The 14,486-nt window shown below is 72.9% G+C and carries 13 protein-coding genes and 1 pseudogene; 9 read left to right on the top strand and 5 right to left on the bottom strand.

All coding sequences use genetic code 11. The features are described 5' to 3' along the window. Positions 1-179: 179 nt before the first annotated feature. Both ACGFNI_RS22555 and ACGFNI_RS22550 read left to right on the top strand, forming a co-directional pair. Positions 180-443 carry a hypothetical protein gene (locus ACGFNI_RS22555; protein WP_227048504.1) on the top strand — a complete coding sequence of 88 codons (264 nt, stop codon included), beginning with the start codon at positions 180-182 and terminating at the stop codon, positions 441-443. A gap of 264 nt (positions 444-707) precedes the next feature. Beyond that, the gene (locus ACGFNI_RS22550) at positions 708-1,454 is read left to right on the top strand and encodes a TetR/AcrR family transcriptional regulator (protein ID WP_393686326.1); all 747 of its coding nucleotides are present in this window, start codon (positions 708-710) and stop codon (positions 1,452-1,454) included. Between the two features lie 19 nt (positions 1,455-1,473). On the opposite strand, the gene ACGFNI_RS22545 is transcribed toward ACGFNI_RS22550, so the two are convergent. Then, entirely contained in the window at positions 1,474-2,724 is a 1,251-nt protein-coding gene (locus ACGFNI_RS22545; RefSeq protein WP_393686324.1) for a type ISP restriction/modification enzyme, read from the bottom strand. 213 nt (positions 2,725-2,937) lie between these two features. Between ACGFNI_RS22545 and ACGFNI_RS22540 the strand changes: the two genes are divergently transcribed. After that, positions 2,938-4,299, top strand: a complete 1,362-nt coding sequence (locus ACGFNI_RS22540) for an MFS transporter (protein WP_393686322.1) — start codon at positions 2,938-2,940, stop codon at positions 4,297-4,299. Between the two features lie 34 nt (positions 4,300-4,333). Here the strand turns inward: ACGFNI_RS22540 and ACGFNI_RS22535 are convergent, their stop codons facing one another. Together ACGFNI_RS22535 and hmgA are read right to left on the bottom strand one after the other, a co-directional pair. Next, the gene (locus ACGFNI_RS22535; RefSeq protein ID WP_393686320.1) at positions 4,334-5,083 is read right to left on the bottom strand and encodes a GntR family transcriptional regulator; all 750 of its coding nucleotides are present in this window, start codon (positions 5,081-5,083) and stop codon (positions 4,334-4,336) included. Positions 5,084-5,118: 35 nt separating this feature from the next. After that, positions 5,119-6,462 (bottom strand): homogentisate 1,2-dioxygenase, encoded by a 1,344-nt coding sequence (hmgA, locus tag ACGFNI_RS22530; protein ID WP_393686318.1) that lies wholly within the window; start codon positions 6,460-6,462, stop codon positions 5,119-5,121. Positions 6,463-6,694: 232 nt separating this feature from the next. Between hmgA and ACGFNI_RS22525 the strand changes: the two genes are divergently transcribed. The 4 genes from ACGFNI_RS22525 (at position 6,695) to ACGFNI_RS22510 (ending at position 11,551) form a co-directional block, all read left to right on the top strand. Next, on the top strand, positions 6,695-7,381 hold the full coding sequence (locus tag ACGFNI_RS22525) for a TetR/AcrR family transcriptional regulator (protein ID WP_393686316.1): 687 nt from the start codon (positions 6,695-6,697) through the stop codon (positions 7,379-7,381). Between the two features lie 119 nt (positions 7,382-7,500). Next, complete coding sequence (locus ACGFNI_RS22520) at positions 7,501-8,892, top strand: CitMHS family transporter (protein WP_393686314.1); 1,392 nt, start codon at positions 7,501-7,503, stop codon at positions 8,890-8,892. Positions 8,893-9,011: 119 nt separating this feature from the next. After that, positions 9,012-10,406 (top strand): aldehyde dehydrogenase family protein, encoded by a 1,395-nt coding sequence (locus ACGFNI_RS22515; protein WP_393686312.1) that lies wholly within the window; start codon positions 9,012-9,014, stop codon positions 10,404-10,406. A gap of 62 nt (positions 10,407-10,468) precedes the next feature. Continuing rightward, the gene (locus ACGFNI_RS22510; protein WP_393686311.1) at positions 10,469-11,551 is read left to right on the top strand and encodes a Zn-dependent alcohol dehydrogenase; all 1,083 of its coding nucleotides are present in this window, start codon (positions 10,469-10,471) and stop codon (positions 11,549-11,551) included. 55 nt (positions 11,552-11,606) lie between these two features. Here the strand turns inward: ACGFNI_RS22510 and ACGFNI_RS22505 are convergent, their stop codons facing one another. Both ACGFNI_RS22505 and ACGFNI_RS22500 read right to left on the bottom strand, forming a co-directional pair. Further along, positions 11,607-12,596 (bottom strand): urea transporter, encoded by a 990-nt coding sequence (locus ACGFNI_RS22505; protein ID WP_393686309.1) that lies wholly within the window; start codon positions 12,594-12,596, stop codon positions 11,607-11,609. A 239-nt stretch (positions 12,597-12,835) separates the two neighbouring features. Then, positions 12,836-13,438 carry a TetR/AcrR family transcriptional regulator gene (locus ACGFNI_RS22500; RefSeq protein ID WP_393686491.1) on the bottom strand — a complete coding sequence of 201 codons (603 nt, stop codon included), beginning with the start codon at positions 13,436-13,438 and terminating at the stop codon, positions 12,836-12,838. Between ACGFNI_RS22500 and ACGFNI_RS22495 the strand changes: the two are divergent. Together ACGFNI_RS22495 and ACGFNI_RS22490 are read left to right on the top strand one after the other, a co-directional pair. Next, positions 13,331-13,669 (top strand): annotated as a pseudogene (locus ACGFNI_RS22495) (acyl-CoA dehydrogenase family protein); the annotation flags it as partial. The gene ACGFNI_RS22500 and the pseudogene ACGFNI_RS22495 sit on opposite strands and share 108 nt — an antisense overlap. A gap of 111 nt (positions 13,670-13,780) precedes the next feature. After that, the gene (locus tag ACGFNI_RS22490; protein WP_393686490.1) at positions 13,781-14,410 is read left to right on the top strand and encodes a TetR/AcrR family transcriptional regulator; all 630 of its coding nucleotides are present in this window, start codon (positions 13,781-13,783) and stop codon (positions 14,408-14,410) included. The last annotated feature ends 76 nt before the right edge of the window (positions 14,411-14,486 follow it).

Here is a 14,486-nt window from a genome sequence, read left to right as displayed (position 1 = left end):
GAACCGGGTCATGGCGGGCCAACTCGCCCTGGTGGCGCCCTTGTACAGGGGTTCCGTAGGGTGTCCGTCAACGTCACGCCGGGGCAGGTGAATCCGATGGTCGGTCTGCACGTGTGTCCTCCGGGAGAGATAGGGTTACCCTGCCCGGGGCCGGGTGCCCTCGTAGGGTGGGGAGAGTCATGGAACAGATAACAGTGCGCAGCAGGGCGCGAGTCCCTGCCATCACATGCAAAAGCGGTGCGTCCAGTGCGCGCCTCGACCGTCATCTCGCGGTGCTGGGCGGCCCTGCCATCCCGCAGCGCGAGGCGCAGGGCGCGACGTCGCTGATGCAGGAGCTGACGGCTCGTGACCACTCGCGCACGAGGCGGAGCCGTGGCGCACGGGTGTCGCTGTTCGCGCCGCTGCGCAGGCTGCGGCGTTCGCTGTTCGGCGGCCACAGCTGACCTGCGGCTGAAGCGGACACCCCGGCGACCACGCCGTCCCGGCGTGGCGCGGCGATCCAATCGCTCGCCAGGCCCGGGGCGGCTCCCCGCCCTCACCACCCGTACTCGGCGACGGGTGGTTTTCTTGCGTGTGCCCGCGGCCCCGGACCCCGCCCCGGCGCCGCGGGTCGCGCCCGTTGTGTCCGTATTCGTGGAAGGCGTACCGGTACCACATCTCACGACGTACAGCGTACGTAACTAGGATGGTGGTGAGGTGATCGATCCATGGCAGCAAACGGCCGCGCGGCCGGACCCGAGGTGATCTGGGCGCGCCCCGAGCGTGCCGGTCGCGGACCCCGTCCCGCCTTCACCCGCGAGGAGATCGCCGCCGCCGCGGTGCGCATCGCCGACGCGGACGGCCTCGCGGCGGTCTCGATGCGCCGGGTGGCGACGGCGGTGGGCTGCGCGACGATGTCGCTGTACAACTACGTGCCGAGCAAGGGTGATCTGGTCGACCTGATGGTCGACCTGGTCGGCGGCGAGTACGAACTGCCCGCCGAACCTTCCGGCGACTGGCGCGCCGACCTGCGGCAACTCGCCTACCAGGAACGGGCCATGATGCGCCGTCACCCCTGGATGGCCGGTTCTGTCCTGTCGCACAACTTCCTCGGCCCCAACGCCCTGCGCTACCTGGAGTTCGCCCTCGCGGCGCTGGCGGACAGCGGGCTCGACGACGGGCTCAAGCTGGAGCTGATCTCGATGGTCAACGGCACCGTGATCTCCATGGCCTCGTCCGAACTCGCCGCCGCCGAGCGGGCCAAGGAGTCGGGGCGCACCGTCGAACAGCACCGCGCCGCACAGGCCGGGTACCTCGCCCGGGTCGTCGCCGATGGACAGCATCCGAGGATCGCGCGGGCGTTCGCGCACAGCAGCGTGCCCGCGGTGGACGCGGATGAGGTCTTCGACCGGGTGATCGGGCGGGTGCTCGACGGGTACGCGGCGCCTGCCGGGACGGAGCCGAAGGGGCGGTGAGCGGCCGGGCGCGGCCCGCTCACAGCAGCGCGAACTGGCCCTCCGGGCCCTCCTCCTGGTGGTCCAGGACCGATGCCGGGCGGCGGGCGGCGTCCGGGGGCGGCAGAATTCCGGCGGCCCGCAGCGTATCGGCGCCGATCCGCGGCCCGTCCGCCGTGCGCTGCCGCAACTCCGCGCACCGCGGCTCCAGTTCGGCCAGCAGCGCCAGCACGGTGATCAGCTCCAGCAGCTCCGACGTCCACTCCTGCGGCCAGGCCGCCGGCCGCAGCGCCGCGAGGCCCGGCGCCTCGTCCGCTTCCGTGCCCTGCGGTGCGGCGGCCGACCGCGCGGCGAACCACGCCTCCAGGACACGCACCCCGCCGACGTGGAAGTCCCAGGCCCCGGCGGGCACCGGCGCGATGCGGCCGGTCCCGAGCAGCAGCGCCTCCTCGTCCGGGTCGTAGGCGAGGGTCTGCGGAAGGCCGCGGGCGGGCAGCGCGGCGCGTACGTAGGGGCGGCAGCCACCGGGCATCCGGGGCCGCTCGCCCGCCGGGCCGCCGCGGTCGTGCGCGCCGCGGGTCTGGAGCCACAACAGCCGCTCGCCCAGGGCGACTCCGTGCTCCCAGAGGTCCCCGTCCGCGGTCAGCGGCACCACGCAGCCTTCGGGGGAGTAGTGGCAGCACGCGGTGATCCAGGCGAGCAGGTCGGCCGGGTCGGCGCGGCGGCCCAGCCGGTCGGCGAGCAGCGAGGACAGGCCGGGCGCGAGGTTCGGCTCCCGGCCGCCCGGCCTGCGGTACAGCGGGCGGATCCGGCCGGGGCGGCCGGCCGGCGAGCGACCGTCGGGCAGCACCGCGGAGCACACCACGGCGGGGCCCGGCACCTGTGGCACCTGTGCCCACTCCACGGCGAAGCGCTGGTAGGCGTCGGCGACCCGCCACAACTCCGGCCGCGCGGCGTCGAGCAGCCGGTGGTCGGGGAGCAACCACTGCCGGTCGAAGGGCCCGTGGGCGATCGGTACCGGCTCGGGGCAGGCGCCTTCCGCCCGCGCGAGGCGCCCGGTGGCGGTGGTCTGGCCGGGGAGCTGGCCGACGGCGGAGTGCAGCGTGCGGGCCCTGGACGGCTGGAAGAGCCGGGCGCGTTCGGCCGGGTCCGCGGCGCCGACCAGCGCCTTCCAGCGGCTGCGCAGCACCGCGGGGTCGGGCGCCATGACCCAGGAGCGTCCTGGCCGCAGCGGCGCCACGGACCAGGGCAGCAGTTCGGACAGCCGTGGCGCGTCCTGCTTCGCCGTCACGCGGAGCCCCTCCCGGACCGTTCGGTTGACCCCGGCATCGTAACCAGGGCCGGCCGGTCCGGTGCCCGGCTCCCGCCGGGCGCCGGGCACCGGACCGGTACGGGCTTCCGCCAACTGATCTTGAGAGGTACGGTCCTCGCCGTACGCCGGAGAGCACGGTGCGGGCGGTGCCATCCGCCGTGTGCGCCGGGATCTGCACAGGGGAGGACCGCCTTGACGGACACCACCGTTGCCGGCACCAGGGCCGCCGCGCGGCTCGACAGGCTGCCGGCCTCGCGCTGGCACCGCCGCCTCACGTTCATCGTCGGCACCGGCGCCTTCTTCGACCTCTACGAGATCTTCCTCGGCGGGGTGCTGGCCGCGGTACTCGCCGAACAGTGGCACCTCGGGCACGCCGCGAAGTCCTGGGTGATCGCCGCCGGGTTCCTCGGCATGTTCGTCGGCGCGAACGTCCTGTCGGTGCTCGCCGACCGGCTCGGCAGGCGCCGGATGTTCCTGGTCAACCTCGGTGCCTACTCCCTCTTCTCGCTGCTGTCCGCGTTCGCCCCCGACCTCCCGTCCCTGCTGGTCCTGCGCTTCCTCGCGGGCCTGGGACTCGGCGCCGAACTGGTGCTGGTGGACACCTACCTCGCGGAGTTCCTGCCGCGTGCGGTGCGTGGCCGCTACCTCGCCCACGCCTACACGTTCGGCTTCATCGGCGTCCCGGTCGCCGCCCTGCTCGGCGCCCGGCTGGTGGCCGCGCACCAGGTGCTGGGCATGGCCGGCTGGCGCTGGCTGCTGATCGCCGGCGCGCTGGGGGCCGTCTTCATCCAGCTGATGCGCAGCCGGCTCCCCGAATCGCCGCGCTGGCTCACCGTCCAGGGGCGCGACGCGGAGGCGGAGCGGATCGTGGGGGACATCGAGGAGCAGGTGGCGCGGGAGACCGGCGGGACGCTGCCGTCCGTTCCGGAGGCGGACGCGGTGCCCGAACGGCGGGTGCCGCTGCGCGAGATGTTCCGCGGTGACCTGCGGCGGCGCACGCTGATGTGGTGGGTGTTCCAGGTGCTCCAGACCGTCGGCTACTACGGCTTCGGCTCGCTGGCCCCGGTCGTGCTCACCGCCAAGGGGTACACGGTCACCGATTCGCTGCTCTACGCGGCGCTCAGCTTCAGCGGCTACCCGATCGGCGCGGCGCTCTCCATCCCGCTGATCGACCGTATCGAGCGCCGGACGCTGATCATCGCGTCGGCGCTCGGCATCGCCGCCTGCGGCCTGGCCTTCGGCTTCGCCGCCGCCCCCTGGGCCATCGTCACCTTCGGTTTCCTGCTGACGGTGTGCAGCAACGTCTTCTCCAACGCCTTCCACGTCTACCAGACCGAGATCTTCCCGACCGGGCTGCGCAGCAGTGCCATCGGCATCGCCTACTCGCTGTCCCGGCTCACCTCGGTCGTGCTGCCGTTCATCGCGCTGAGCGTGCTCACCGACCTCGGCGCGGCCGGCGTCTTCACCGGCTCCGCCGTGCTGATGGTGCTGCTCTGCCTCGACGTGGCGCTGTTCGGGCCGCGCTCGACCGGACGCAGCCTGGAGCGGATCTGAGGCGGCGCGGCACGGCTTCCCGGGCCGCGCCGCCTCAGTGGGCGTCCATCGTGACCGTGAACGAGAAGCGGTCGCCCCGGTAGTGGATCCGGGCGACGTCGACCGTCCGGCCCGCTTCGTCGTACGTGATGCCGGTGTAGTGCAGGATCGGGCTGAGCAGCGGTACGTGGAGCAGCCTGGCGGTCTCCGGGTCGGCGAGCCGCGCCTCGACGGTGTCGGTGATCCGGCTGATGCGGATGCCCACCGCGTCCCGCAGTACCTTCGTCATCGGCCAGCGCGCCAGGTCGTCGAGGTCGATACGGGCCGCGACGTCGGGCCGCACGTAGTTGCGCGCGTGGTTGGTCGGCTCGCCGGTCTCCTCGTCGCTGCGCAGCCTGCGGTAGCCGGCCACCTCCGTCATGTCGGGGAAGTACTCGGCAAGTTCGGACGGCACGGGGGTGGCGCCGTGCTCCAGCAGTTCGCTGCGCATCCCGGACTGCTGGGCCACGATGGCGTCCACCGACCCCAGCAGCCGCACCGGGGCGCCGCGCAGGGCGCTCGGTTCGATGAACGTGCCGCGCCGCCGGTGGCGGCTGATCAGGCCCTCCGTCTCCAGCTCCTTGAGCGCCTGGCGCATGGTCAGCACGCTCACGCCGTAGTGCACGGCCAGCGCGTCCTCGGTCGGCAGGCGCAACGGCGCGTCGGGGGAGCGGCCCAGTATGGAGGCGCGCAGCGACTGCGAGACCTGGTACCACAGCGGCAGCTTGCGGTTCAGGGCGAGCGAGTCGGGGGCGAAGGTGGTCACAGAGCGTTCCCCGGTGTGCAGAGTGTGGCCCGGTGTCACGGGCGGAAGTGGCGCTGGAGACCCTGCCACACGTTGTCGTAGCCGCGCTGGAGATGTCCGGCGTCGCGGGCCTGTTCGGTCAGGGTCAGCGGCCAGCGGGTCTCGAACATGAACGCCAGGCCGTCGTCGATCTTCTGCGGTTTCAGTTCGGCCGTGCTCGCCCGGTCGTAGGTCTCCCGGTCGGGCCCGTGCGCCGACATCATGTTGTGCAGCGACCCGCCGCCGGGCACGAAACCCCCTGGGCCGGCAGTCTTGGCGTCGTAGGCGCCCTCGATCAGCCCCATGTACTCGGTCATCACGTTGCGGTGGAAGTAGGGCGGCCTGAAGGTGTCCTCGCCGACCAGCCAGCGCGGCGCGAAGACGACGAAGTCCACGCCGGCCAGGCCGGGGGTGTCCGACGGCGAGGTGAGGACCGTGAAGACCGACGGGTCCGGGTGGTCGTAGCTGATCGAGCCGATGACGTTGAAACGGTGCAGGTCGTAGACGTACGGGACGTGGTTGCCGTGCCAGGCGACGACGTCGAGTGGGGAGTGGTCGTAGGTCGCGGACCAGAGGTTGCCGCAGAACTTGTTGACGACCTCGACGGGCCGCTCCACGTCCTCGTACGCGGCCACCGGGGCGCGGAAGTCCCTGGCGTTGGCCAGGCCGTTGGCGCCGATCGGGCCGAGGTCGGGCAGCTGGAAGGGCCGGCCGTAGTTCTCGCAGACGTAGCCGCGCGCGCTCCCGTCCGGCAGTTCGACGCGGAAGCGTACGCCGCGCGGGATCAGCGCGATCTCACCGGGCGCGGCGCGCAGCAGGCCGAATTCGGTGCGCAGCAGCAGCGCGCCGCGCTCCGGCACGATCAGCAGCTCGCCGTCCGCGTCGCTGAACACCCGGTCGGTCATCGGGGAGTTGGCGTGAAACAGATGCACCGCCATGCCGGTGCGCTGGGTCGCGTCGCCGTTGCCGCCGAGCGTCCACAGCCCGTCCAGGAAGTCGACAGGTCCTGACGGCTCGGGGAGCGGGTTCCAGCGCAGCCGGTTGGGGTCGGCGGCGCAGTCGGTGAACGGTGCCGAGCGGACCGCGTGCTGCGCGGCGCGGACGAACGGCGGGTGCGCGGCCGACGGGCGGATGCGGTAGAGCCAGGACCGGCGGTTGTGGCTGCGCGGTTCGGTGAAGGCCGAGCCGCTGAGCTGCTCGGCGTACAGGCCCAGGGGGGCGCGCTGCGGGGAGTTGCGGCCTTCGGGCAGTGCGCCGGGGACGGCTTGCGAGCTGTGTTCGTTGCCGAATCCGGTGGAGTACGACAGGTCCTCCGGCGCTCCGGTGGTCTTCCCTGCCCGCTGTGTGCCTGTGCCTGTCATCGCGCGCTCCCGCCGCTCAAGGAATCCTATGCAAGACATTAGGATTGAGTCCGGAGGCCGTCAACGGAGACTCCCGGCCCGTGTGGCCGGATATCGGCGTCCCGCTCCCGGCCGATGCCCCACAGTGCGCCGCCCCGGCCCCCGTACCGCAGCCCCCGGCCGCGAACCGCCGTGCGGCACCGGCATCCGGGCGACCGTGTCAACCCGCCCGCCCGGCGGGCAGGATGGGACCGTGCAGCAGCCCAGTCCGCTCCGCCGCGTCCCCGTCCAGCGCCGCAGCGCCCAGCGCCTCGCCCGCATCCTCGACGCCTGCGCCGAGGTGCTGGAGGAGACCGGGTACGAGGGCCTCAGCACCCGCGCCGTGGCCGGCCGCGCCGAGGTCCCGATCGGCTCCGTCTACCGCTTCTTCCCCAACAAGCGGGCGATGGCCGAGGCGCTGGCAGGCCGCAACCTCGACAGCTACGCGGACCGCATCACCCGGGAGCTGGCCGACCCGGACGGGCCGGTCGCCTGGCGCCGCGCGATGGACGTGGTGGTCGACGAATACCTCGCCATGAAGCGGACCGTGCCCGGCTTCGCCCTGGTGGAGTTCACCGTCCCCGCGCCGCGCGAGTCCCGGCAGGCCAACTACGCGGTCGCCGACCGGCTGCTGGGACTGCTCGCCGGACGGCTCGGCGTGGACGTGGCCGACGAGCGGCTGCGCACCGCCTTCCTCGTCGGGGTGGAGGCGGCGGACGCCCTGCTCCAGCTCGCCTTCCGGGTGGATCCCGACGGCGACCCGGCGATCGTCACCCAGACGAAGGAGTTGCTGCGCTCCTATCTGGGGCGCTACCTGGGCGGCGAGGAGGCGCCGCGGGGGACGGGTGCCAGGACGCCGGAGGGGCCGCCGCCAGGCGCGGAACCACACCTTCCTGCGTGACCTGGTGTTTTGCTCGTATTGCTCGCACGTCAAGACCTTGTTAACGCAAGTTTCAGCCACCTAACGTCACCTCGACCGCCATCCCTGGCGGGTGTTCAAGGGCGAACGTGAGGTACCCCATGCTGACAATCCTCGGATTTGTCATGATCGCCACCTTCCTGGTGCTGATCATGATGAAGAAGATGTCGCCGATGGCAGCGCTCGTGCTCATCCCGGCGCTGTTCTGCGTCCTGGTCGGGCAGGGCGCGCACCTCGGCGACTACGTCGTCAAGGGCATCGGCGACCTGGCCCCCACGGCCGCGATGCTGATGTTCGCCATCATCTATTTCGGCGTGATGATCGACGTCGGCCTGTTCGACCCGATCGTCCGGGGCATCCTGCGGTTCTGCAAGGCGGACCCGATGCGGATCGTGGTCGGCACCGCGGTGCTCGCCGCGGTCGTCTCGCTGGACGGCGACGGCTCCACCACCTTCATGATCACCGTCTCGGCGATGTACCCGCTCTACCGCCGGCTGAAAATGAGCCTGGTGGTCATGACCGGCGTCGCCGCCACCGCCAACGGCGTGATGAACACCCTCCCTTGGGGCGGCCCGACCGCCCGCGTCGCCACCGCGCTCAAGCTCGACGCGGGCGAGGTCTTCGTCCCGATGATCCCGGCGCTCGCCTGCGGCATGGCCGCGGTCCTCGCCCTCGCCTACGTACTCGGCCGCCGCGAGCGCAAGCGGCTCGGCGTGCTGACGCTCGGCACCGCCGACGCCGATGAGCCCGCGCAGGTCCTGGTCACCGCGGGCGGCGGCGCGCCGGGCGCCGGCACCGCGGCCACGACGGCAGGTGGCGCGGGCGACGCCCCGGGCGCCCCGGACGAGGGCTTCCAGGGCCTTGACCCGCGACGCGCCACCCTGCGCCCCCGGCTCTACTGGTTCAACGCCGCGCTCACCCTCGCGCTGCTCACCCTGCTGATCCTCCAGACCCTGCCGATCCCGGTGCTCTTCCTGCTCGGCGCCGCCCTCGCGCTGACCGTCAACTTCCCGCGGATGACGGACCAGAAGGCCCGCATCGCCGCGCACGCCGAGAACGTCCTGAACGTCTCCGGCATGGTCTTCGCCGCCGCCGTCTTCACCGGCGTACTCACCGGCACCGGCATGGTCGACCACATGGCGCACTGGCTGGTCGGCAACATCCCCGACGCGCTCGGCCCGCACATGGGCCTGGTCACCGGCATCCTGAGCGTCCCGCTGACCTACCTGATGTCCAACGACGGCTTCTACTTCGGCATCGTGCCGATCCTCGCCGAGGCCGGCGCCGCCCACGGCATCGCCCCCGTCGAGATCGCCCGCGCCTCCCTCGTCGGCCAGCCCCTGCACATGTCCAGCCCGCTGGTCCCCGCGGTCTTCGTGCTCATCGGCATGGCCAAGGTCGAATTCGGCGACCACACCAAATTCACCATCAAATGGGCCGCGTTGACCTCCCTGGTCATCCTGTGTGCCGGCCTGCTGTTCGGCATCGTCTAGGACAGAGACGGCCACGTACGGGCCGTCCGCGGCAGCCCGTGCCCGGATGCCCTGGCGCCGAAAAACTACCGGCGCTAGTTTGGGGTGACGCCCACCAGCAGGCCCGGGAGGACCACGACGTGAAGCAGCACGACGGGATGTACATCGACGGAAGCTGGCGGCCCGCGGAGGGCAGCGGCACGATCGAGGTCGTCGGCCCGGCCGACGGGAAGGTCATCGCCACCGTCCCCGCCGGATCGGCCCGGGACATCGACGCCGCCGTCCTGGCCGCCCGCGCCGCCCTGCCCGGCTGGGCCGCCACCACGCCCGCCGACCGCGCCGCCGTGCTGTCCGCGCTGCACGGCCAACTCGCGGCCCGCGCCGAAGAGATCGCCGGGACGGTCACGGCGGAGCTGGGCTCACCGCTCGCCTTCAGCCGGGCGGTGCACGCCGGAGCGCCCGTCGCGGTCTGCGCCTCGTACGCAGAACTGGCCGCCTCGTACGCCTTCGAAGAGCGCATCGGCAACTCGACGGTGCTGCTCGAACCGGTCGGCGTGGTCGGGGCGATCACCCCCTGGAACTACCCGCTGCACCAGATCGTCGCCAAGGTCGCCCCGGCGCTCGCGGCGGGCTGCACGGTCGTGCTCAAACCCGCCGAGGACACCCCGCTGGTCGCCCAGCTGTTCGCCGAGTGCGCCGACGCCGCGGGGGTGCCCGCCGGTGTCTTCAACCTCGTCACGGGGCTCGGCCCGGACGCCGGGGCCGCGCTCGCCGGGCACGAGGGGGTGGACCTGGTGTCCTTCACCGGCTCCACCGCCGTCGGCAGGAAGATCGGCGCGCTGGCCGGCGCCGCCGTCAAACGGGTCGCGCTGGAGCTGGGCGGCAAGTCGGCCAACGTGATCCTGCCGAGCGCCGACCTCGGCAGGGCGGTCGCCGTCGGCGTCGCCAACGTGATGTCCAACTCCGGCCAGACGTGCAGCGCCTGGACCCGGATGCTGGTCCACACGGACCGCTACGACGAGGCCGTGGAACTGGCCGCGGCGGCGGCAGCGAAGTACGTACCGGGCGAGCGGATCGGGCCCGTGGTCAACGCCGCGCAGCAGAGCCGGGTGCGCGGCTACATCGAGCAGGGCATCGCCGAGGGCGCCCGGCTCGTCGCGGGCGGCCCCGAAGCGCCCCGCCCGGAGGGCTGTTACATCTCCCCGACCGTCTTCGCCGACGTCACCCCCGGCATGACCATCGCGCAGGAGGAGATCTTCGGACCCGTGCTGTCGATCCTGCGCTACGAGGACGAGGACGACGCCGTCCGCATCGCCAACGGCACGGTCTACGGACTGGCGGGCGCGGTCTGGGCGGGCGACGAAGCGGAGGCCGTCGCCTTCGCCCGCCGCCTGGAAACCGGGCAGGTCGACATCAACGGCGGCCGGTTCAACCCGCTCGCCCCGTTCGGCGGTTACAAGCAGTCCGGCATCGGCAGGGAGCTGGGCCCGCACGGCCTGGCCGAGTACCTCCAGACGAAGTCGCTGCAGTTCTGAGCGGGCACCGCGCCCGTCCCGTCCGCCGCCCTTCCCGCCCGTCCGTGCACCGAGGAGAACCCGTGGTCCGCGCCGCCGTACTGACCGCCGTCAACGCGCCGTTGCAGCTCACCGACATCGACCTGCCGGAACCCGGCCCCGGACAGGTGCGGATCCGGCTCGCCGCGGCCGGTGTCTGCCACTCCGACCTCTCGCTCTCCAACGGCACACTGCGCCAGCCCGCGCCCGCGGTCCTGGGGCACGAGGGCGCGGGCACGGTCACCGCCGTCGGCGAGGGGGTGACGCGGGTGGCGACCGGCGACCAGGTGATCCTCAACTGGGCGCCGTCCTGCGGCGAGTGCCACTTCTGCGGGATCGCCGAGCCCTGGCTCTGCGCCCGTGCGGGCGCCGCGGCCGAGGTCCCGTACGCCACGCTCGCCGCCGACGGCAGCGCGCTCTACCCGGGCCTTGGCACCGCGGCCTTCGCGGAGGAGACGGTGGTGCCCGCGCGGGCCGCGCTGCCGCTGCCGGACGGCGTGCCGCCGGTCGACGCCGCGCTGCTCGGCTGCGCCGTGCTGACCGGCTGGGGCGCGGTCCACCACAGCGCCCGGGTGCGGGCCGGTGAGTCGGTCGCGGTGTTCGGCGCCGGCGGGGTCGGCCTGGCCACGCTCCAGGCGGCCCGGATCGCGGGCGCGGGCCCGATCGTGGCGGTGGACGTCTCGGCGGAGAAGGAGGAGCTGGCCCGCTCGGCGGGCGCCACCGAGTTCGTGGTGGCCGGCGACGACACCGCCAAGCGCATCCGCAAGCTGACCGGCGGGCAGGGCGCCGACGTCGCCGTGGAGTGCGTCGGCCGCGCGCAGACCATCCGTACCGCCTGGTCGTCCACCCGGCGCGGCGGGCGGACCACCGTCGTCGGCATCGGCGGCCAGGACCAGCAGGTGACCTTCTCGGCGCTGGAACTCTTCTACTTCGGCCGCACGCTGTCCGGCTGCGTCTACGGCAACAGCGACCCCGCCCAGGACCTGCCGGTCATCGCGGAGCACGTCCGCAGCGGCGCGCTCGACCTCTCCGCGCTGGTCACCGAACGGATCGGCCTGGACGGCATCCCGGACGCCTTCGACGCGATGCTCGCGGGCCGCGGCGGCCGGGCCCTGATCGTGTACTGAGTCGTGACCGTGTACGGAGTCGGGTTCGGACGGGTGGCCGCGCGGGGCGGTGGGCTCAGGCGGCGTCCGCCGGCGCGGCTGTCGTTCTGCGCAGCCGCGGGAAGGCCGGAGCCGCCACCAGGAAGACCATCGTGACCAGGACGAACGGCCAGGTGAAGGTGTGGCCGCCGGACGGTGCGAAGAGCGCGGCCATCGCCGAACTCAGTCCGGTGGCCGCGACCGCGCCTGCCACCGCGTAGCCCAGGCTCCAGGTGTCGGCGACGAGGAAGACCCCGCACAGGCCCATTGCGACCAGCACCGCGTTGTAGCCCATGGTGCCCTCGGCCACCTCCGCTGCGGGCGCGCCCAGCACCCAGGAGGTGAGGATGCCCACCGCGCTGCCCACGCAGGCCATCACGCCGGCGAGGCGGCTGGCCGCGAAGATGCCGATCAGGAAGATCAGCCCGACGTACCACTGGGGCATGAAGAAGATCTGGGCGAAGTTGGCGAAGAAGGCGTGCCACAGATCGGTCGGGCTGAGCGCGGTCGGGCCGCCCGCGGGGTGGGTCAGGGTGGCCAGGCCCGTGCCGTGGTGCCAGACCCGCTCGAAGCCGGGCGCCCCGATCGTCATGGCGCTCGCCATCAGGCAGTACGGGAGGGTGAAGGTCGGCAGGTCCCAGGTGGCCAGTACCCGTGCGACGGCGCCGGTGACGACGGTGGTCACCGCGCTGCCGGCGAGCGCGAGCAGCACGGTCGAGAAGTGGCCGGCGCCGAGGAAGACCGCGAAACCGACCGATACCAGGCAGGAGTTGAACCCTTCGAGACCGGCGGTGACCCGGCTCTCGGTGACCCCCAGCAGCCGGGCGGTGGCCGTGCCGACCGCCGTACCGACGAGCCCGTAGACGCCGTACTCCCAGCCGGCGGCGAACAGCGCGACGGAGAAGATGGCGCCGGCGAGCGCGCTCGGCAGGAAGTCCACCTGTGCCTGGCCGCGCAGCACTTCGGCGGCGAAGGGCTGCCAACGCCCCGTGGTGTCACGGCTCGTGGCCGCTGTCAGCTGGCGCATGGCGCCTCCGCTCCCTGACGCTGCCCCTGCCCGTCAGGGACTGGTGCACTCTACATCTATGACCTAGGGGTGTTACGGGTGGGGTGCAGAGATACGTGTGGGGCCATGGAGGTTCGACGGGTACAGGAGGTCTGTCGGTAATGCGACAGCAAAGGGCGGGTAAGGGCGGGGTGTTGTGGCCGGTGGCCTCGCCGCGCGGCCCGGCTCCGGTTCCGGCGTCACCGGGTATGGCCGTGGCGCTACCGGCCCGGCGGGGCGAGGTCGGGGTGGCGCAGTGCGAGCCCGTCGACCAGCGCGAGCAGCCCGGCATCGAACGCCCCCTCGTCGACCTGGCGTTGGTGATCGGGCAGGAGGTGGGCCTGGCCGAGATGGGGGTAGTCCGCGGGGTCGTAGGCGCCCGGGTCGTCGACGAAGCCGCGGGCGAACGAGCCGAGGGCGGAGCCGGCCACGAAGTAGCGGACCATCGCGCAGATCCGGGTCGCCGCACCCGGCGGCCAGCCCGCGTCGACCATGCCGCCGAAGGCCGCGTCGGCCATCTTCAGCCCGGCGGGGCGGCGGCCGGGGCCCTGTGCGAGGAACGGCACGACGTGTGGGTGGGCGGCGAGCGCCGCACGGTAGGAGCGGGCCCAGCCGAGCAGCCCGGCCCGCCAGTCGCCGGTGGCGAACGCCGAGACGTCGACCTGCGCGATGACCGTGTCGGCGACCGCGTCGAGGATCTCGTCCTTGGTCGTGAAGTGGTTGTAGAGCGAGGGCCCGCTCACTCCGAGTTCCGCGGCCAGCCGCCGGGTGGAGAGCGCCGGGAGCCCTTCCGCGTCGATGAGGGCCAGCGCGGTGGTGACGATGCGCTCGCGGCTCAGCAGGGGCTTGCGGGGTCGGGCCATGCCGCACATGGTAAAGGCCGCCCACGGAAAACTAGCAGCGCTAATCAAGGCCGGGCCCGCCGGGCTGCCCTGGGCACCGCCGTCGGATACGCGGGCGAGCGCGAGCGGTTCGGCACGCCCGTCGCCGGCCGCCGGTCGGTGCGGGAGCTGATCGGCGGCATCTCCGTCGACGTGAGCGCGGCGCGGCTGCCGGTCTGGCGCACCGGGCGCACCGAGCGCTTCCTAAGCGTGCGCTCAGTGGCGCGGTATCGTGTGCGATCCGTCGGCGGAAGGCCCGCGGCGGGTCGAGAAACGGGGTGTGCGATGGACGCGGAGGCGCAGGAGGCGGCACAGACCGGCGAGGAGTGGGCCGATGTGACTCCGGATGCCGCGCGGCGGCTGGTCGGCGCCGCCGTCGAGGCGTTCGCCGAGCGCGGCTATCACGCCACCACCACCCGCGACATCGCAGGACGGGCCGGGATGAGCCCCGCCGCGCTCTACATCCACTACAAGACGAAGGAAGAACTGCTCTACCGCATCAGCGGCATCGGCCACGAGAAGGCGCTGCGCATCATGGACGCGGCGGCCGGTGCGGGCGGCAGCGCCACCGAGCGGCTGACCGGCGCGGTGCGGACCTTCGCCCGCTGGCACGCCGAACACCACACCACCGCCCGGGTCATCCAGTACGAACTCCAGGCGCTGAGCCCCGAGCACTACGCCGAGATCACCGGCCTGCGGCGCAGGACCGACCGGCTGCTGCGCCAGATCATCCAGGACGGCGCGGACAGCGGGGAGTTCAAGGCCGACGACGTGCCGGGCACCACGCTCGCCGTGCTGTCGCTGTGCGTGGACGTCGCCCGGTGGTTCGCCGCCGACGGGCCGCGCACCCCCGACGAGGTCGGCACGCTCTACGCGGACCTGGTGCTGCGGATGGTGGGCGCCGACGCGGCGTGAGCGCGGCCGTGGGGGCGCGGCCACCGGAGGCGCACGCACGACCGTGCGGCACGCCCGTCCGACGTGCCGCACGGTG

The organism is Streptomyces sp. NPDC048644 (genome assembly GCF_043199105.1).
GTDB lineage: Bacteria > Actinomycetota > Actinomycetes > Streptomycetales > Streptomycetaceae > Streptomyces.
The sequence above is the reverse complement of the archived record's forward strand: the minus strand, read 5'-3'. Positions and strand labels throughout refer to the sequence as shown.